Consider the following 14,655-nt stretch of genomic DNA (forward strand, 5'->3'; position numbering starts at 1 on the left):
ATGTCCGAAGCGACATATCAAGCATGCAAAATAATAATACAAATGAGAATTGTTTTAAACAAAGAAGTCTAATAATTGATCAGCTAGCAAGCGGCTTAATTAGTCGTAATACGCTAGGCAAACGCGATTGCGGCCACTGTGCTTGGCTTCGTACAAGGCTTTATCCACGCGTTTGAAGGATTCCTCAAGTTGTCGCTGTGACGCTAACTGAATCGCGCCAATGGACACGGTTAGCCGCACAATTTGACCTTTTAGGATCAAAGGCTGTGTAGGAATGTAGGCGCGTATCTGTTCTGCCACGCCTTTGGCGCTCGCCAAATCGGTGTTTGGCAGCAACACATAAAACTCTTCACCGCCCATACGATACAGAGTGGCTTCTGCTGGCAGGGCATCTTGCACCGTGTTCACTAAGAATTTTAACGCCTCATCACCACTGGAGTGACCAAAGGCATCGTTGATTTTCTTGAAGTGGTCGATGTCTAGCGTCAGCAGACTGGCCGCTTGACTCGACTGCTTGGCATGGCTCAGCACTGCGTCGACACATTGCTCAAACTCGCGGCGATTACCAATGCCTGTAAGCGGGTCGGTACGGCTGGCACGCTCAACTTTTTGCATCAGTAGGTTGCGCTCGGTGACATCGAGCATCACGCCCACTTGGCCACCCTTTTCACCGTTGCTTTTGTAGAACACCGCTTTGTTAAACTCAATATCTCGGATGCCTTGCGGCGTCTGACAGGCGGCTTCGTAGATTTGCACACCGCCCTCAGCCAACAGCATAGCATCAGCACGATAGTAGACGTGGGCCAGCTCTTTTGGCGCCACGTCATACACCGAGTGATCGACAATTTTCTCCAGCGGCAGACCGATAAACTCACTAAACGCTTGGTTACAGCCACGATAAACGTGATGCTCGTCTTTATAAAAGATCGGTACCGGAATCGCATCAATGACATTTTGCAGCATGGTTTGTGCCGCTTGTTGCGTGACAAAGCTAAACTCTGCACGGGCAAGTTCGGCGGCGATCCAAGCGGCGATACGCTGGCTATCTGACAGAGCCATACTGTCTTTGACACCGGCTTTGAGCCATTGAGTGGCTTCGTCAAACGACCATTCATCACTTAATAAAAGCACACTGCGACTGGCCAACAGCGGAATGTCTCGACGATACAGGTCTTGCTCATGCTGCAAAACAATCGCTGACACCGGCGCTTCAGAAAGGCTGTCCAGCGCTTGCCAAACTAGCTGATGAGCCGTGCCGTTTAATAGCGTTGCAACCGGCGCCTGCCAAGCGGCAAAAGAAGCAGAGTAGTAGATGGTGCAAGTGGCCATGGCGATCGTCTTTGCTTAGGAGAGATACTAACAGTCTAAAGACCCATCAGCGCCAGAGCAATCGATAAACGGTAGCTTTACTCGCAAGATTCGTTGTCTTTACGTAACCTTCAAGCCAAGTTTTCACTGCATAAAAAAAGCCCCGCAATGTCTCCACTGTAGGGCTTCTTTGAACGCTGGGCTAACGTTAGTCACCCGCACGTGCGTTGATGATGGCGCGCTCAGAGACTTCGTGCCACGCCTCGACCTTGGTCTTGAAGGCCTGCATCGAGTTATACACTTTTTGACTCATTGGATCTTTGGCCGCAATGTCGGCCAACACTTCATCCGAGGTGGTACGCAGCTCAGCTAAAACAGCGTCAGGGAAGCGCTTCAAGTTCACATTGTGCTCGTTGATCAAGGTTTCTAACGCCGAGTTATTCAGCGCTGTGAATTCATCAAGCATTTCGGCATTGGCTTGACGCGCCGCCGCACGAACAATCAGCTGTAGATCTTCTGGTAAAGCTTCAAACGCATCTTTATTGATAAAGGTTTCGATGGTAGAACCTGGCTCTTGCCAGCCTGGGTAGTAGTAGTATTTCGCCGCTTTGTAGATACCAAAGGCCAAATCGTTGTATGGGCCGACCCATTCTGTCGCATCGATGGTGCCGGTTTGTAGCGCGGTAAACATTTCGCTACCTGGCAAGTTAACAATGGTCGCGCCCGCGCGTGCCATCACTTCGCCGCCAATGCCTGGCATACGCATCTTAAGACCTTGTAGGTCTTCTAAAGAGTTGATTTCTTTGTTGAACCAACCGCCCATTTGCGCGCCGGAGTTACCTGCCGCCATCGGGATGATGTTAAACGGCTCGTATACTTCTTCCCACAGCTCTAAACCACCGCCACTGTGTAGCCATGAGTTCATTTCTTGAGCCGTCAAGCCAAACGGTGTACTGGTAAAGAACTGCGCCGCAGGCACTTTGCCTTTCCAATAGTAAGAGGCGGCATGACCCATTTGAGCGGTGCCACGCGATACTGCATCAAAGGCTTCTAAGGCAGGCACTAGTTCACCCGCAGCGTATACTTTGACGTTCAAACGGCCGCCAGACATGGCAGTGATGCTGTCTGCTAGTGACTGGGCACCGGTTCCTAACGCGGGGAAGTTTTTCGGCCAAGTGGTGACCATTTTCCATTCGATCGGCTCGGCTTTAGCCGCAGGCGCTGCCGCTTGAGTGCTGTTATCAGAGTTGGCTTCTTCATCGCCGCCACAGGCGATCAAAGATAATGAAAGCAAGCTAGCTAATGCTAGTTTGCCGAAATTCGCTAGTTTTTTCATGATTTTCCTCGAAGTACTCGTTACCTTGCTGCCCGACTAAGATCGTAGCAACAGACATCGATGCGCGTCATACGCTGTCATTAGGCAATGCAACGGACCTGTAATCAGATTCTTATAATGGACGCTCAGGGCTTGTTCTGAGACAAGCGCGGCAAAATGGTAAGGGGGAAATTTGTACAACTCAACGAAATTCTAACCAATTAGTAGAATTTCGCTGAGTTTGGCGTAAATACGCAAGGGCGTTTAGCGACAACGAAATTAAAACGCAGACTGGTACTGCCAGCTTTGACGCTCACCCGTGCGCGCCGAGTGCTCGGCCAATGTCATGGCATACACCAATTCACAGGCTTGCTTAAGGGTCACAGGCGCTTCGCCCTGCCCTTGAATAGCCACCGTCAGTTGCTGGTAGAAATCCACATACCGACCGGCGCTGATCGCCTCATCCGTGGCCGTCACGTCATGCTGCGACGGCGCTAGGTAACAAGCAGCGCGCTGTTTGGTGCTGGCAAAGTCTGGCTGACCTGGTAGCTCTCCTGCTCGCAGCGCGTCTTCTTGAGCATCTAAGTCATAACAGTGCCAAGAGCCGCCATCAAAACGGGCGTTGTAACGGCGCATCGCGCCAGCTTCAAACAAACTCGCACCCAAGTACACGCGACGCTTGCCGTACGCTAAGGTGACATCAAAGGTATCCGCCGCAGAACCGCCTTCTCGCAATGTACCTATATCAGCTTGCACCCAATCAGGTGTACCCAAAAGTGCTAATGCTTGGTCCATTACATGGGGGCCTAAGTCCCAGAAAATCCCGGTACCGACACCCGGCTGCTCGCGCCAGCGCTCTTGTACCTCTGGACGAAAGCGGTCAAAGCGGCTCTCTAGCTGCTTTAATTGGCCTAACTCTTGTGTTTCTACTAACGCCTTTAAACGCAGGAAATCCCCGTCAAAGCGGCGGTTTTGATATACGCTCAATACTCGGTTTTGCTCACGGGCTAGGCGACATAACGCTTCCATTTGCTCAAGCTCTGTCACCGCAGGCTTTTCTAGCAATACGTGTTTGCCAGACTCCAGCGCTAACTTCGCTTGCGCGTAATGCAGCTCATTGGGCGTAGTGATCACCACCAGATCGATGTCATCACTTTGAATCAACGCCTCGGCATCACTTACCACCGCCACGTCAGGCCAGTATTGGTGAACCTTCTCCGGGCTAGAAGAGCAAATATACGACAGCGTCATACCCGCTTGATGGGCCACAAACGGCGCGTGAAACACTCGGCCTGATAGGCCAAATCCAATAATACCGACTCGAATCGTCATGAAATGCTCCCTAGTCATCGACAAGCTTAATACTACAGTTGAGTTATAGTATCAGGGATTTATGAACCAAGGCTTTCGGGTTTGTGCAGGTTTTCAGGTTCTGGGCCAAGACCCAAGCCTAGTGAGATAGGCTTGGGATAATAGCTTATCAAGTAGAGTGCTAAAGCACCTCTAGCTTAGCAAACGACAGCACCAGCCACTTGGAGCCGGCGTCGTCGAAGTTGACCTGCACCCGTGCTTGCGGGCCTTGGCCTTCGTAGTTCACCACTAAGCCTTCGCCAAAGATCGGGTGTTTGACACGATCACCCATGGAGACGTTGGTCTCTGGCACGGTGTGGCCTTGCATAATGTTTTGATTCTGACGCTGCACCGAAGCCGAGTAGTCAGGTCGCTGCATAGACACTGGGCGCGCCACTTGCGAGCGCAGGCGAACTTCTTCTAAGCACTCTTCTGGAATCTCGCGAATAAAGCGTGATGGGCTGTTGAACGACTCAGAACCATACAAACGACGCGATTCGGCGTAGGTGATGTAGAGCTTTTGCATGGCACGCGTGATGCCGACGTAACACAGACGGCGCTCTTCTTCTAAGCGGCCCGGCTCTTCAAACGACATTCGGTTAGGGAATAAGTTTTCTTCCACGCCCGCTAAGAATACTAGTGGGAACTCAAGGCCTTTGGCCGAGTGCAAGGTCATCAGCTGCACCGAGTCTTGGTATTCGTCCGCTTGAGCCTCACCGGCATCCAGCACCGCTTGATCTAAGAACGCCATCATCGGTGAGCTGAATTCTTCATCGGTATCGAGCCAATTAAAGCCACTGGCAGCGTTGACCAGCTCTTTTAAGTTCTCTACTCGGGCTTCACCCTTCTCGCCTTTTTCCTTTTCGTGATACGGAATCAAACCGGCTTCGGCAATGATTTGATCGAAGATATCACCTAGACCCAAGTCGGGATTTTGCAGCGTCGAGGCCATGCCTTGAATCAACTGCATAAAGCCCTTAATCGCATTCGCGGCGCGGGCGGGCATCAAGCTGTGGGTGACGATCTGATCCGCCGCTTGCCACATAGAACAACCTTGATCACGGGCGATTTCACGAATGGTGCCGATGCTGCGCTCACCAATGCCACGGGTCGGCACATTGATTACCCGCTCCATGGCACCGTCATCATTGGGATCAATCGCTAAGCGCGCATAGGCCAAGGCATTTTTGATCTCCAAACGGTCGTAGAATCTGTGCCCACCATAAATGCGATAAGCAATCTGTTCCCGAACTAAGCATTCCTCGATCACTCGTGACTGGGCGTTGGAGCGATATAGGATCGCCATATCCGTTAACGAATGGCCATCATCGCGCCATTTTTTGATGATTTCAACGATAAAACGCGCTTCGTCTTGTTCGTTAAAACCGGCGTATACCGAGATCGGTTCGCCTTCACCACTGTCGGTCCAAAGCTCCTTACCAAGGCGATCGTCGTTGTTCATGATCAGGCCGTTGGCCGCTTTTAGGATATGGCCTGTCGAGCGGTAGTTTTGCTCCAGACGAATGGTGTGTAGGTCTTTGAAGTGATGGGCTAGGTTTTGGATGTTTTCGATCTTAGCGCCACGCCAGCCGTAAATCGACTGGTCGTCATCACCGACTGCCGTGATGGTGCCAGCATCGCCGACCATCAGGCGTAGCCACGCATATTGGATGGTGTTGGTATCTTGAAACTCGTCCACCAGCACGTGCACAAAACGCTGTTGGTAATGTTTCAGCAGCGTCGGGTTGGTCAGCATCAATTCGTGGGCGCGCAGTAGCAGCTCACCAAAGTCGAGTAAGCCGTTTTTCTCACAGGCTTCTTCGTAGTGGTAATACATTTCGCGCATGCCTTTAGAAAAAGGGTCATGGCTATCGGGTACGTGCGCCGCGCGCAGCCCTTCATCTTTTTGCGCGTTGATAAACCAGCACACCTGCTTAGGCGGCCAGCGGGTTTCATCAATACTCAGCTCGCGCATGATGCGTTTGACCAGACGCAGCTGATCATCGCTGTCCATGATCTGGAAGTTTTCTTTAAGACCCGCGTCACGCCAGTGAGCGCGCAATAAACGGTGGGCGATACTGTGGAAGGTGCCCACCCACATGCCTTGAGGCGGTACGCCGATCAGCTGTTCGATACGCCCTTGCATCTCACGCGCGGCTTTGTTGGTAAAGGTCACCGCCATTAAGCTGTAGGGCGAGATTTCGTAGGCGTGCATCAGCCATGCGATACGGTGCACCAATACGCGGGTTTTACCCGAACCTGCGCCAGCCAGAACCAAGCTATTTTGTAACGGTGCTGCGACCGCTTCTCGCTGCTTATCGTTCAGCACATCGAGAATAAAAGAAACGTCCATTAGAACCCGCCAATAAAAAATTCATAAAAATTAGGTTGATTTTTGACCAGCTTTGCTTTTTTCTAACAGCTGAAGTCTTGATGTCTGTCTATTTTGACTTTTTTCACCTGTCGATGACAGTGATCTGTGCATTTCTGTCATCGAAATGGACCGAGAGGGAAAAATGATGAGTACGCCAGTGGAAACCATTGCCGAAGTTAAAACCGATTTGTTGTACGCTTCCATCAGCTTAAAGAAAGAAGAAACCGAACGTAATCAAAAAGAAGGTAGCGAACGCATGCGTAAAGCACGCCGAGCCATCGAAGACTATCTTGAGGAAAAACGCTTAAGCCAAGCGATTTCCGATGGTTGGGACGACTAGCGCGCCTTAACCTGCCCCAACATTATGTTGCCTAGGCCACATAGTGAGCCTAGGCAACACGCCTTTCTGTACGTCATCACGTTGCAGGCATAACTTTTATACCCTTAAAAACAGCATTTCAGATCCCCTCATAGATCAAAAATTGACTCATTTACGCTTTCTGAGGGGTGGTTTTTCTAGCGCACAGGTAGCGCTTGGAGTACCATTACCGCTGGTTTTTTAATGTTAATTTAGAATAAAAGCAGTACTTCTAACCCTTATGGGGAGTCACCATGTTCGAACATATCCAAGTTGCCCCGGCCGATCCTATTCTTGGCCTAAACGACGCTTACCGTAACGATCCGCACCCAGACAAAATCAATTTGGGCGTGGGCGTCTACAAAGATGAGCTCGGCGCGACACCTATCCTTAAGTCGGTTAAGCAAGCAGAAGAGCGCTTAGTCGAAACTGAAAAGACCAAAAGCTACTTGAGCATCGAAGGTACCGAAGCGTACCGCAACGCAGTTCAAGCGCTACTATTTGGTGCTGACCATGACATTATCGCCAAGCAACGTGCGCATACCGCACAGTCTCCAGGTGGTACCGGTGCTTTGCGCATCGCCGCAGAATTCATCAAGAAGCATATGTCTGGTGCAACAGTTTGGGTAAGTAACCCGACATGGGCCAACCACCAAGCGATTTTCCAATCAGTGGGCTTAGAAGTCGGCAGCTACGCGTATTACGATGCAGCGAGCAAGTCACTGGACTTTGAAGCCATGCTTGCCAGCCTATCGCAAGTGCCAGCAGGTGATGTGGTACTGTTCCACGGTTGCTGCCACAACCCAACCGGTATCGACCCAACCAGCGAACAATGGGCACAGTTGGCAAAATTGGCCAGCAAACAAGGCTTCTTGCCGCTGTTTGACTTTGCTTACCAAGGTTTCGGCGATGGTTTAGAAGAAGATGCTCGTGGTCTGCGCATTTTCCTAGAGCAAAACCAAGAAATGCTGATCGCTAACTCGTTCTCAAAGAACTTCGGTCTGTACAACGAGCGTGTTGGTGCCATCACAGTAGTATGTGAAACTGCTGAGCAAGCCGATGCGGCGTTCTCACAAGTGAAACGTTGTATCCGCGCCAACTACTCTAACCCACCATCACACGGTGCGGCGGTCGTAACAGAAGTGTTAACCGATCCTAAGCTGCGCAGCCTATGGGAAATGGAACTGCAAGCGATGCGTACGCGTATTCACGAAATGCGTAGTCTGTTTGTTAATACTTTGCGCGCTAAAGGCGTGACTCAAGACTTCTCGTTTATCTCACAACAAAACGGCATGTTCTCATTCTCTGGTCTAACGCCAGATCAAGTGGCACAGCTGCGTAGTGAGTTCGGTATTTACATTGTTGGCTCTGGCCGTATCAGCGTTGCAGGTATGACTAAAGACAACATGGAACCTCTGTGTGAAGCGATCGCTAAAGTATTAGCGAACTAAGCTCAGCGGTTCAAAGTCTTTTTAAAAAGCCAGCCCAAGCGTCTTGGGCTGGCTTTTTGTGTCTAGAAGCGCTCTTATCAAGCGCCTAAAGCACTCGATCTAATGCATCTAACAGCTGATCTAAATCGGCTTGGCTGGTGTAGTGCGCCAGCGAAAACCTTAGTACACCCGACTCAGGATCCACTCCCAGCGCTTCCAATAACCTTACCGCATAAAAATGCCCTGCGGCACAGATAATGCCTTGCTTTACCAGCTTGGCGGCTAATTCTTGTGGGCTGAACTCAGTTGCTAACAGCGACACTGTAGCACTGCGGCGCTGATAATCTGCTGGTCCCACTAAGGTCAACTTGGGATGCTGTGAGACATAATCTAGCAACTGTGGCAACAACGCAGCTTCGGCATCGTGCAACAGCTTACGCACTCGCTCGGCGCGTTGGCTGATGTCTTTACTGGGCTCAAAGTGATGATCGTGTAAGCGATCAAAGTAATCTACCACGCCTTGTGCAGCTGCGACTTGGGCGTGATCTGGCCCCGCTGGCACAAACCATTTATGGCGATACGCCTGGTTAAAATAATGGCCTTGATTACCCAAGACCTCGGCCATTGCTTGGCGAATCACCATTGCACCTAAATGCGGGCCAAACGCTTTATACAAAGAAAATAGATAAATATCTGCGCCTAAAGCACGCACATCAGCAAAGCCATGACCTGCCATCGCCACACCGTCTACCACGGTCCACACACCGGCTTGGCGTGCCTGCTCACAGATGGCTTTTACAGGATTAATGTGCGCCACCACATTAGAGCAATGGTTAAACGCCAGCAGCTTGGTACGCGGCCCAATTAGGCTCTCTAATTGCTTGGGATCTAACTCTGCCGTGATCGGATCGACGCGCCACTCTTTGATCTCGATCCCCTGCTCCACCAAACGGCGCCACACGCCAATATTGGCCTCATGATCTTGATTAGTAACGATAATTTCATCGCCCGCTTGCAGCACCTTGGCAAACGCCTGCGCCAGCACATACGTATTTTGTGAGGTTGAAGGCCCTAAATGCACTTCTTCTGGCAGCACATTAAGATAGCCAGCTAAGCGATCATAAGAGGCGTCCATCTGCTTGCCTGCGTCTTGCGATACTGGGTGTAGATGGTACGGCTGTAGCTTATTTTGGTGGTAATAACGATTGAGGTGCACGATGACAGGCAGACAAGCGTAAGCGCCACCGGCGTTATCAAAAAACGCTTGCTCCTGCAGGCTTGGCTCATCAAAGGCGGGAAACTGGGAACGAACAAACTCAAGATCAAGCGTAGCCATATCGACTGCCTCCTATACTGGCGATACTTCCTTGCAGTATAGGAGGCTTGCGGCAAATGTCAGGGGCTGCACAGGAAAACCTTAGTTATTGCTCCTGTCAGCAGGTATTAGCCAAAATCGTGATTGATCAAATCCAACATCGGGTTATAAACCGTTTTGGTAGGCTCTTGCTCATCGTCTTTGGCCTCGTCAGGTACAGTGTCAGCGGCTTCCGCTTCAGCCATCAGCTCATCGGTGGGCACATCGGCCTCGGCGTGCTCTATCGCTTGCGCCATTTGCTCGGCTTCTAGCACGGCTTCGTCTTCATCCGCGAGCATCAGGTCTTGATCCATAACCTCTTCAAGCGCCTCAATGCTCGCAGTCTGTTGCTCTAACAACTGCTCGGCTTCTGCCATATCAGCCGCCAGCGCGTCTTGCTCTGATGTAACTGGAGCCTCAGCAAGATGATCAAGCGTCTCAGCATCGTCTAATACTGGCTCATCGATCGTACTCTCAGCGAGAGAATCTTCCATTGCAGGCTCAGATTCAGGCTCAACCAGCACCGCAGTCTGTGACTGTTTCACATGGTGTAACTGTGCCGCCAAAGCCTCCAATCCGTCATAGCTCACATTGACCGCCAGCCAATGTTTGGCATCTGCCTGCGCCGCAAGCAGCTCCCCAGGCACGAGTCCATGGCGGTGCTTGGCCAGCAGTTGCGTCAGTTGATCGTCGGATAACGGTTGCTCTAGCTGTAACCATAGCGCCAAGCCACCTTTGGCGGGGGCAAATCTTACCCAATCACCCAAGGTCTGCTCTAAGGTGCTTTTAGCTTTTTCTGCTAGCGACCAAATCTGACGCGCGCGGCGCCCCAGCGCATGTTTACTGGTGTTGGATTCAAGCGCATCGATCAATGCCTGTTGTTGTGGATCGCTAAGCGCTAAATCAGCACTTAATAACGCACCTTCTAAGGCGCTGTATTGGCTTGGCAAACACCATGCCGCGTTGCGATCGACGCCTTTTGATTCGAGACCACCAATGTAAACAATCTGGTTGCGCTCATCTAACGACTTGTACGTCATCAAGGGTGCATTTTTGTAGCCAAGATGCGAGGTCATGTCCCATTCGATCGCCGGGATATCCACCTGCTGAAGAATCGCTAACCAGCGGCGTAAGCTTAAGTTAGAGATTTCAATGCCCGCGGGAAAGCCAAACTGGCTTGGGAATACCACAAGGCGAATGTCATCGTCGCGCAAACAGCGCACCGCCTCATCCAAATCCACCCCGCGCTCACCGGCAGCTAAGGTGACGACCTCGCGTCCAAGGCTTAGTCCGGTCGACGTCAGGCGTGGATCACAGGGCGTGATGACAAGGATTTTATCGCCCGCTTGAGTCAGCGTTTGCAGGGCTTGGGTAAACATCGCCAATGGCGAACGTCCAAGCCAAATATGCGCAGGATGGGCTTTAATCGCAATCTTACGTAAGTGTTCACTCACGGCTTCACGTACGGCTAAGTGGCCTTTGCCCAGTACTGGTAGATCTGGCTCGCCGGCTTTATGTACCGGAAATAAGAACTCATCACTTTGATCCACTAAGGCGGCTCGATGGGACAAAGCCGACCATGGCATTTTCTTGGCAAGACTTGCCTCAAACTCAGCGATCCGATCGCCAGCGAGTAAATGAGCCTGTTTAGCCGAAGGTTTATGACAGACGAAATAACCTGATTTTGGCCGCGATTCAATCCAGCCCTGCTCGGCTAGAATCTCATAGCCATGAATGACAGTGTTTAAGCTTAACTCCAGCTGTTTGGCCAGTTTACGTAACGACGGCATCTTATCACCAGGCGTTAACTCGCCTTGGCTCATCTGCTCTAAAAACCAGTCCACTACGCCCTGATATAAAAAGTCCGCCACGTCGTCTGTACCTTTCCTGAGTTAATTTTTACATTCTGTTAGAAACCTTAGCGAATCAGGCTAAAATAACAAGTGAATATCGTGCAAAAGGCCGCTAGATAGGGCCTTCAGCCAAATTTAAGGTACAATTTAACGGTCTTTTAACCAACAGCTGTGTGGAGCGTATGATTTTTGACGCCAATAAACTTCGCGATGAGTTTCCTATCTTAGCCATGGAGGCTCACGAGCATCCCTTGGTGTACTTAGATAACGCCGCCACCACACAAAAGCCGCAAGCAGTGTTGGATGCCTTGATCGCCTACTACACCACCAGCAATGCCAATGTTCATCGCGGTGCCCATTACTTAAGCGATCGCGCCACTGCACAGTTTGAACACGCCCGCGACCGTGTGGCTCGCTTTATCAATGCGCCGCAAGCGGACCATGTGATCTGGACCCAAGGCACGACCGATTCGATTAACCGCGTCGCTTATGGCCTCGAATGGTGTCTGAAGCCGGACGATGAGATTCTCATTACTAGCCTTGAACACCACGCCAACTTAGTCCCTTGGCAACAGCTAGCGTTTCGTACCGGTGCGCGTTTGCGCGTGTTACCGCTTACTTCCAAGGGCGAGTGGGAGCCGGAGTACGAGCGCTATTTTAACGAACACACTCGTATTTTTGCCTGTACTCAAGTCTCAAACGCCATAGGTGTTAAGACGCCGATTACAGATATGCTGGCCGCCGCCAAAGCGGTAAACGCCTTTACCTTGGTCGACGGCGCGCAAGCGATTGCTCACTACTCAGTCGATGTTCAAGCCCTCGACTGTGACTTTTATGCCTTTTCAGGCCACAAAATGTATGGCCCTACGGGGATTGGCGTACTCTACGGTAAGCCTCATGCCTTAGAAGTGCTGACGCCACTGCAAACCGGTGGTGAGATGGTCAGCCATGTAACCTACAACAGTACCGAATTTAACGTCTTACCGTACCGCCTAGAAGCTGGCACGCCAAATATCGAAGGCGTGATTGGCCTCGCCGCAGCGTGTGATTTTTTAGCGGCGCAAGATCGCCAAGGCATGATCGAATGGGAACAAAAGCTGGCACGCTACGTCTTTGATGAACTCAAGTTCAACACCGACATCGAGATTTACTCCCCTGCCAGCGATACCACTGTGGTGTCGCTGAGCGTACCGGGCATTCATACGCTCGATTTAAACAGCTACCTAGACAGCCAAGGTATTGCCGTTCGGGCGGGCAGTCACTGTGCTCATCCGCTGATGGCACAACTGGGCGTTAGCAGCACCCTACGAGCTTCATTTGCTTGTTATAATACCCTGTCTGAAGCGCGCCGCTTCTGTGATGTTTTACTCGAAGCCATAGAGATCTTAGGTGATGACTGAATTTGACCGCGACGCCATTCAAGCACGACTAACCACCTGCACCAGCAAAGAAGCGACCTTTAAAGAGTTAGTGAGCCTTAGCAAACAGCTTGAGCGACTCAGTGACGCAGATAAGACCGATGAGCATAAGGTCAAAGGCTGTGAAAGCGCCGTTTGGCTTATTGAGCAGCAAGACAATGGCATCTGTACCTTTCAAGCCGACAGCGACGCTAAGCTAATGCGCGGTGTGTTAGTGGTGATCTTAAGCCTTGCCAACGGCCGCAGCAAAGCCGAGCTGCAAGCGATGGATCTGGCTGCAGAACTGAGTCAGTTTAACCTCTCAAGTTACCTCACTAGCTCGCGCACCAATGGGATTTTAGGCATTCTTAAGCAGATTCAGGCCTAATCTGTATCTGCTTTGCTAAAAGACAAAACCACTGATCCCTAATGCGATAAACATCACACCGGTAAGACGATTAATCAGCACTAGGTGATTTTTCAGAATGTGCGACACTCGATCGATCGCGGCTGAGATCAAGATATGAATGACCAAGGTGATCAGTACTAACTCCAGCGTTAGCAACACCGCATAGCGTACAAAGCTGCCATTGTCAGGGATAAACATCGGAAACAACGCACCAAAAAACACCAAGGTTTTCGGGTTCAGTAGTGAAATCAATACGCCATTTTTGAAGCCATAGCCTTGAGCAGCAATGGTCATTTCACTGTTGGCGTAATACAGAGCCTTACATCCTAAATAGGCAATATAACCGCTGCATAGCCATGTCATGATTTGAAACGCCAGCTCACTTGAATGAATCACCGCCAGTAACCAAGTGTTTGCCAACACTGAGGCCAGTATCAGCCCAGTGGCAATACCGATAATCACTGGCAAAGTACGACGCAGATTGTGATTGATACTGTTGCTAACCACCGCCAAACCACCAGGTCCTGGCGATGCGGCAGAGGCCAAACAAACGGCTAAAAAAGCTAACTGACTTTCCATGTGACTCCCACTGTTACGGCCACTGCTACGGCTAAATTATTAAGAGGCTTGATTGGCCTTCTGCGCCAGTTTCTCAAGTACTCGGCCCACGGCGACAAAGCCGAAGGTTGCTGTGACCACTGTGCTGGCACCGAAACCCGTATCGCAATTCATCTTAGTTTCTGTGTCCCCTTTTTGACGTTGTTCGCAAACTGTACCGTCTAACTGTGGGTATTTTAGTTGCTCTAATGAGTACACACATTCGATTTCAAAGCGGCGTTTGGTGTTGCGAGGGAAGTTATAGTGACGACGCAGGAAGTTACGTAGCTTGGCAGCGAGCGGGTCTTGCTCGGTACGTGACAAATCCGCGATCTGAATTTGCGTCGGATCGATCTGGCCACCCGCGCCACCTACGGTAATTACCTTGCGCTTGTTGCGTTTACACCAAGCGATCAGAGCCGCTTTAGGTTTTAGGCTATCAATCGCATCAATCACGTAGTCAAAGGGCGTTTCAAGCAGCTCAGCGACGTTTTCTGGGGTGATAAAGTCTTCGACACAGTTCACTTGGCACTGTGGGTTGATCAGCTTAATACGCTCCGCCATGGCGTCTACCTTGGCTTTACCGACGTTGCCGTCAAGGGCATGGATCTGGCGATTGGTATTGGTGACACAGACATCGTCCATATCAATCAAGGTGATCTGGCCGACCCCTGAACGCGCCAACGCCTCAGCACACCAAGACCCCACGCCACCGATGCCGATGACACAAATGTGCGCTTGCTTGAACGCCTGATAGGCCGTTTGACCGTAAAGGCGGGCAATCCCGCCAAAACGCTGATCATCACTCACTCTTGAACTCCTTGCAGAATCTTACCGATAAGGCAGAATAACGATGCAATGTCTGATCTAGCTGACCAACGATTCCGTTGTGTCATCGCAGTACCGACCG

General features: G+C 50.9%; 12 protein-coding genes. 4 read left to right on the plus strand and 8 right to left on the minus strand.

Features of this window, described 5'->3' with window-relative positions; genetic code table 11:
• Positions 1-99 precede the first annotated feature (99 nt).
• From JQX58_RS06025 to uvrD, 4 genes are all read right to left on the minus strand, one after another.
• Positions 100-1,329, minus strand: coding sequence for a sensor domain-containing diguanylate cyclase (locus tag JQX58_RS06025; RefSeq protein ID WP_204145934.1), 1,230 nt, complete (start codon positions 1,327-1,329; stop codon positions 100-102).
• 187 nt (positions 1,330-1,516) lie between these two features.
• Positions 1,517-2,644, minus strand: coding sequence for a TRAP transporter substrate-binding protein (locus JQX58_RS06030; RefSeq protein WP_204145935.1), 1,128 nt, complete (start codon positions 2,642-2,644; stop codon positions 1,517-1,519).
• A 258-nt stretch (positions 2,645-2,902) separates the two neighbouring features.
• Positions 2,903-3,955: a Gfo/Idh/MocA family oxidoreductase gene (locus JQX58_RS06035; protein ID WP_204145936.1), complete on the minus strand. Its 1,053-nt coding sequence runs from the start codon at positions 3,953-3,955 to the stop codon at positions 2,903-2,905.
• A gap of 160 nt (positions 3,956-4,115) precedes the next feature.
• On the minus strand, positions 4,116-6,326 hold the full coding sequence (gene uvrD / locus JQX58_RS06040) for a DNA helicase II (protein WP_204145937.1): 2,211 nt from the start codon (positions 6,324-6,326) through the stop codon (positions 4,116-4,118).
• A 166-nt stretch (positions 6,327-6,492) separates the two neighbouring features.
• Between uvrD and JQX58_RS06045 the strand changes: the two genes are divergently transcribed.
• Both JQX58_RS06045 and JQX58_RS06050 read left to right on the plus strand, forming a co-directional pair.
• Positions 6,493-6,687 (plus strand): PA3496 family putative envelope integrity protein, encoded by a 195-nt coding sequence (locus JQX58_RS06045; protein WP_204145938.1) that lies wholly within the window; start codon positions 6,493-6,495, stop codon positions 6,685-6,687.
• A gap of 272 nt (positions 6,688-6,959) precedes the next feature.
• On the plus strand, positions 6,960-8,156 hold the full coding sequence (locus JQX58_RS06050) for an amino acid aminotransferase (protein ID WP_204145939.1): 1,197 nt from the start codon (positions 6,960-6,962) through the stop codon (positions 8,154-8,156).
• 85 nt (positions 8,157-8,241) lie between these two features.
• Here JQX58_RS06050 and JQX58_RS06055 read toward each other — a convergent pair whose 3' ends face one another.
• Both JQX58_RS06055 and JQX58_RS06060 read right to left on the minus strand, forming a co-directional pair.
• Complete coding sequence (locus tag JQX58_RS06055) at positions 8,242-9,471, minus strand: aminotransferase class V-fold PLP-dependent enzyme (protein ID WP_204145940.1); 1,230 nt, start codon at positions 9,469-9,471, stop codon at positions 8,242-8,244.
• Between the two features lie 107 nt (positions 9,472-9,578).
• On the minus strand, positions 9,579-11,360 hold the full coding sequence (locus JQX58_RS06060) for a GntR family transcriptional regulator (RefSeq protein ID WP_204145941.1): 1,782 nt from the start codon (positions 11,358-11,360) through the stop codon (positions 9,579-9,581).
• 164 nt (positions 11,361-11,524) lie between these two features.
• Between JQX58_RS06060 and JQX58_RS06065 the strand changes: the two genes are divergently transcribed.
• Together JQX58_RS06065 and JQX58_RS06070 are read left to right on the plus strand one after the other, a co-directional pair.
• Positions 11,525-12,742, plus strand: coding sequence for an aminotransferase class V-fold PLP-dependent enzyme (locus tag JQX58_RS06065; protein ID WP_204145942.1), 1,218 nt, complete (start codon positions 11,525-11,527; stop codon positions 12,740-12,742).
• Positions 12,735-13,127, plus strand: a complete 393-nt coding sequence (locus JQX58_RS06070) for a SufE family protein (RefSeq protein WP_204145943.1) — start codon at positions 12,735-12,737, stop codon at positions 13,125-13,127. The genes JQX58_RS06065 and JQX58_RS06070 overlap by 8 nt, the downstream gene beginning before the upstream one ends.
• A gap of 15 nt (positions 13,128-13,142) precedes the next feature.
• Here JQX58_RS06070 and JQX58_RS06075 read toward each other — a convergent pair whose 3' ends face one another.
• Entirely contained in the window at positions 13,143-13,727 is a 585-nt protein-coding gene (locus JQX58_RS06075; RefSeq protein ID WP_204145944.1) for a LysE family translocator, read from the minus strand.
• A gap of 39 nt (positions 13,728-13,766) precedes the next feature.
• Positions 13,767-14,555 (minus strand): tRNA cyclic N6-threonylcarbamoyladenosine(37) synthase TcdA, encoded by a 789-nt coding sequence (gene tcdA / locus JQX58_RS06080; protein ID WP_204145945.1) that lies wholly within the window; start codon positions 14,553-14,555, stop codon positions 13,767-13,769.
• Positions 14,556-14,655 lie beyond the last annotated feature (100 nt).

Origin of the sequence: Marinomonas ostreistagni (assembly GCF_016888445.1) — a bacterium.
GTDB classification, from domain to species: Bacteria; Pseudomonadota; Gammaproteobacteria; order Pseudomonadales; family Marinomonadaceae; genus Marinomonas; species Marinomonas ostreistagni.

Bases quoted from the DNA above. Each gene is read 5' to 3' on its own strand.
- JQX58_RS06070 (WP_204145943.1), top strand. From the start codon at position 12,735: ATGACTGAATTTGACCGCGACGCCATTCAAGCACGACTAACCACCTGC.
- JQX58_RS06025 (WP_204145934.1), bottom strand. From the start codon at position 1,329: ATGGCCACTTGCACCATCTACTACTCTGCTTCTTTTGCCGCTTGGCAG.
- JQX58_RS06035 (WP_204145936.1), bottom strand. From the start codon at position 3,955: ATGACGATTCGAGTCGGTATTATTGGATTTGGCCTATCAGGCCGAGTG.
- JQX58_RS06045 (WP_204145938.1), top strand. From the start codon at position 6,493: ATGAGTACGCCAGTGGAAACCATTGCCGAAGTTAAAACCGATTTGTTG.
- JQX58_RS06050 (WP_204145939.1), top strand. From the start codon at position 6,960: ATGTTCGAACATATCCAAGTTGCCCCGGCCGATCCTATTCTTGGCCTA.
- JQX58_RS06065 (WP_204145942.1), top strand. From the start codon at position 11,525: ATGATTTTTGACGCCAATAAACTTCGCGATGAGTTTCCTATCTTAGCC.
- JQX58_RS06030 (WP_204145935.1), bottom strand. From the start codon at position 2,644: ATGAAAAAACTAGCGAATTTCGGCAAACTAGCATTAGCTAGCTTGCTT.
- JQX58_RS06055 (WP_204145940.1), bottom strand. From the start codon at position 9,471: ATGGCTACGCTTGATCTTGAGTTTGTTCGTTCCCAGTTTCCCGCCTTT.
- JQX58_RS06075 (WP_204145944.1), bottom strand. From the start codon at position 13,727: ATGGAAAGTCAGTTAGCTTTTTTAGCCGTTTGTTTGGCCTCTGCCGCA.
- uvrD (WP_204145937.1), bottom strand. From the start codon at position 6,326: ATGGACGTTTCTTTTATTCTCGATGTGCTGAACGATAAGCAGCGAGAA.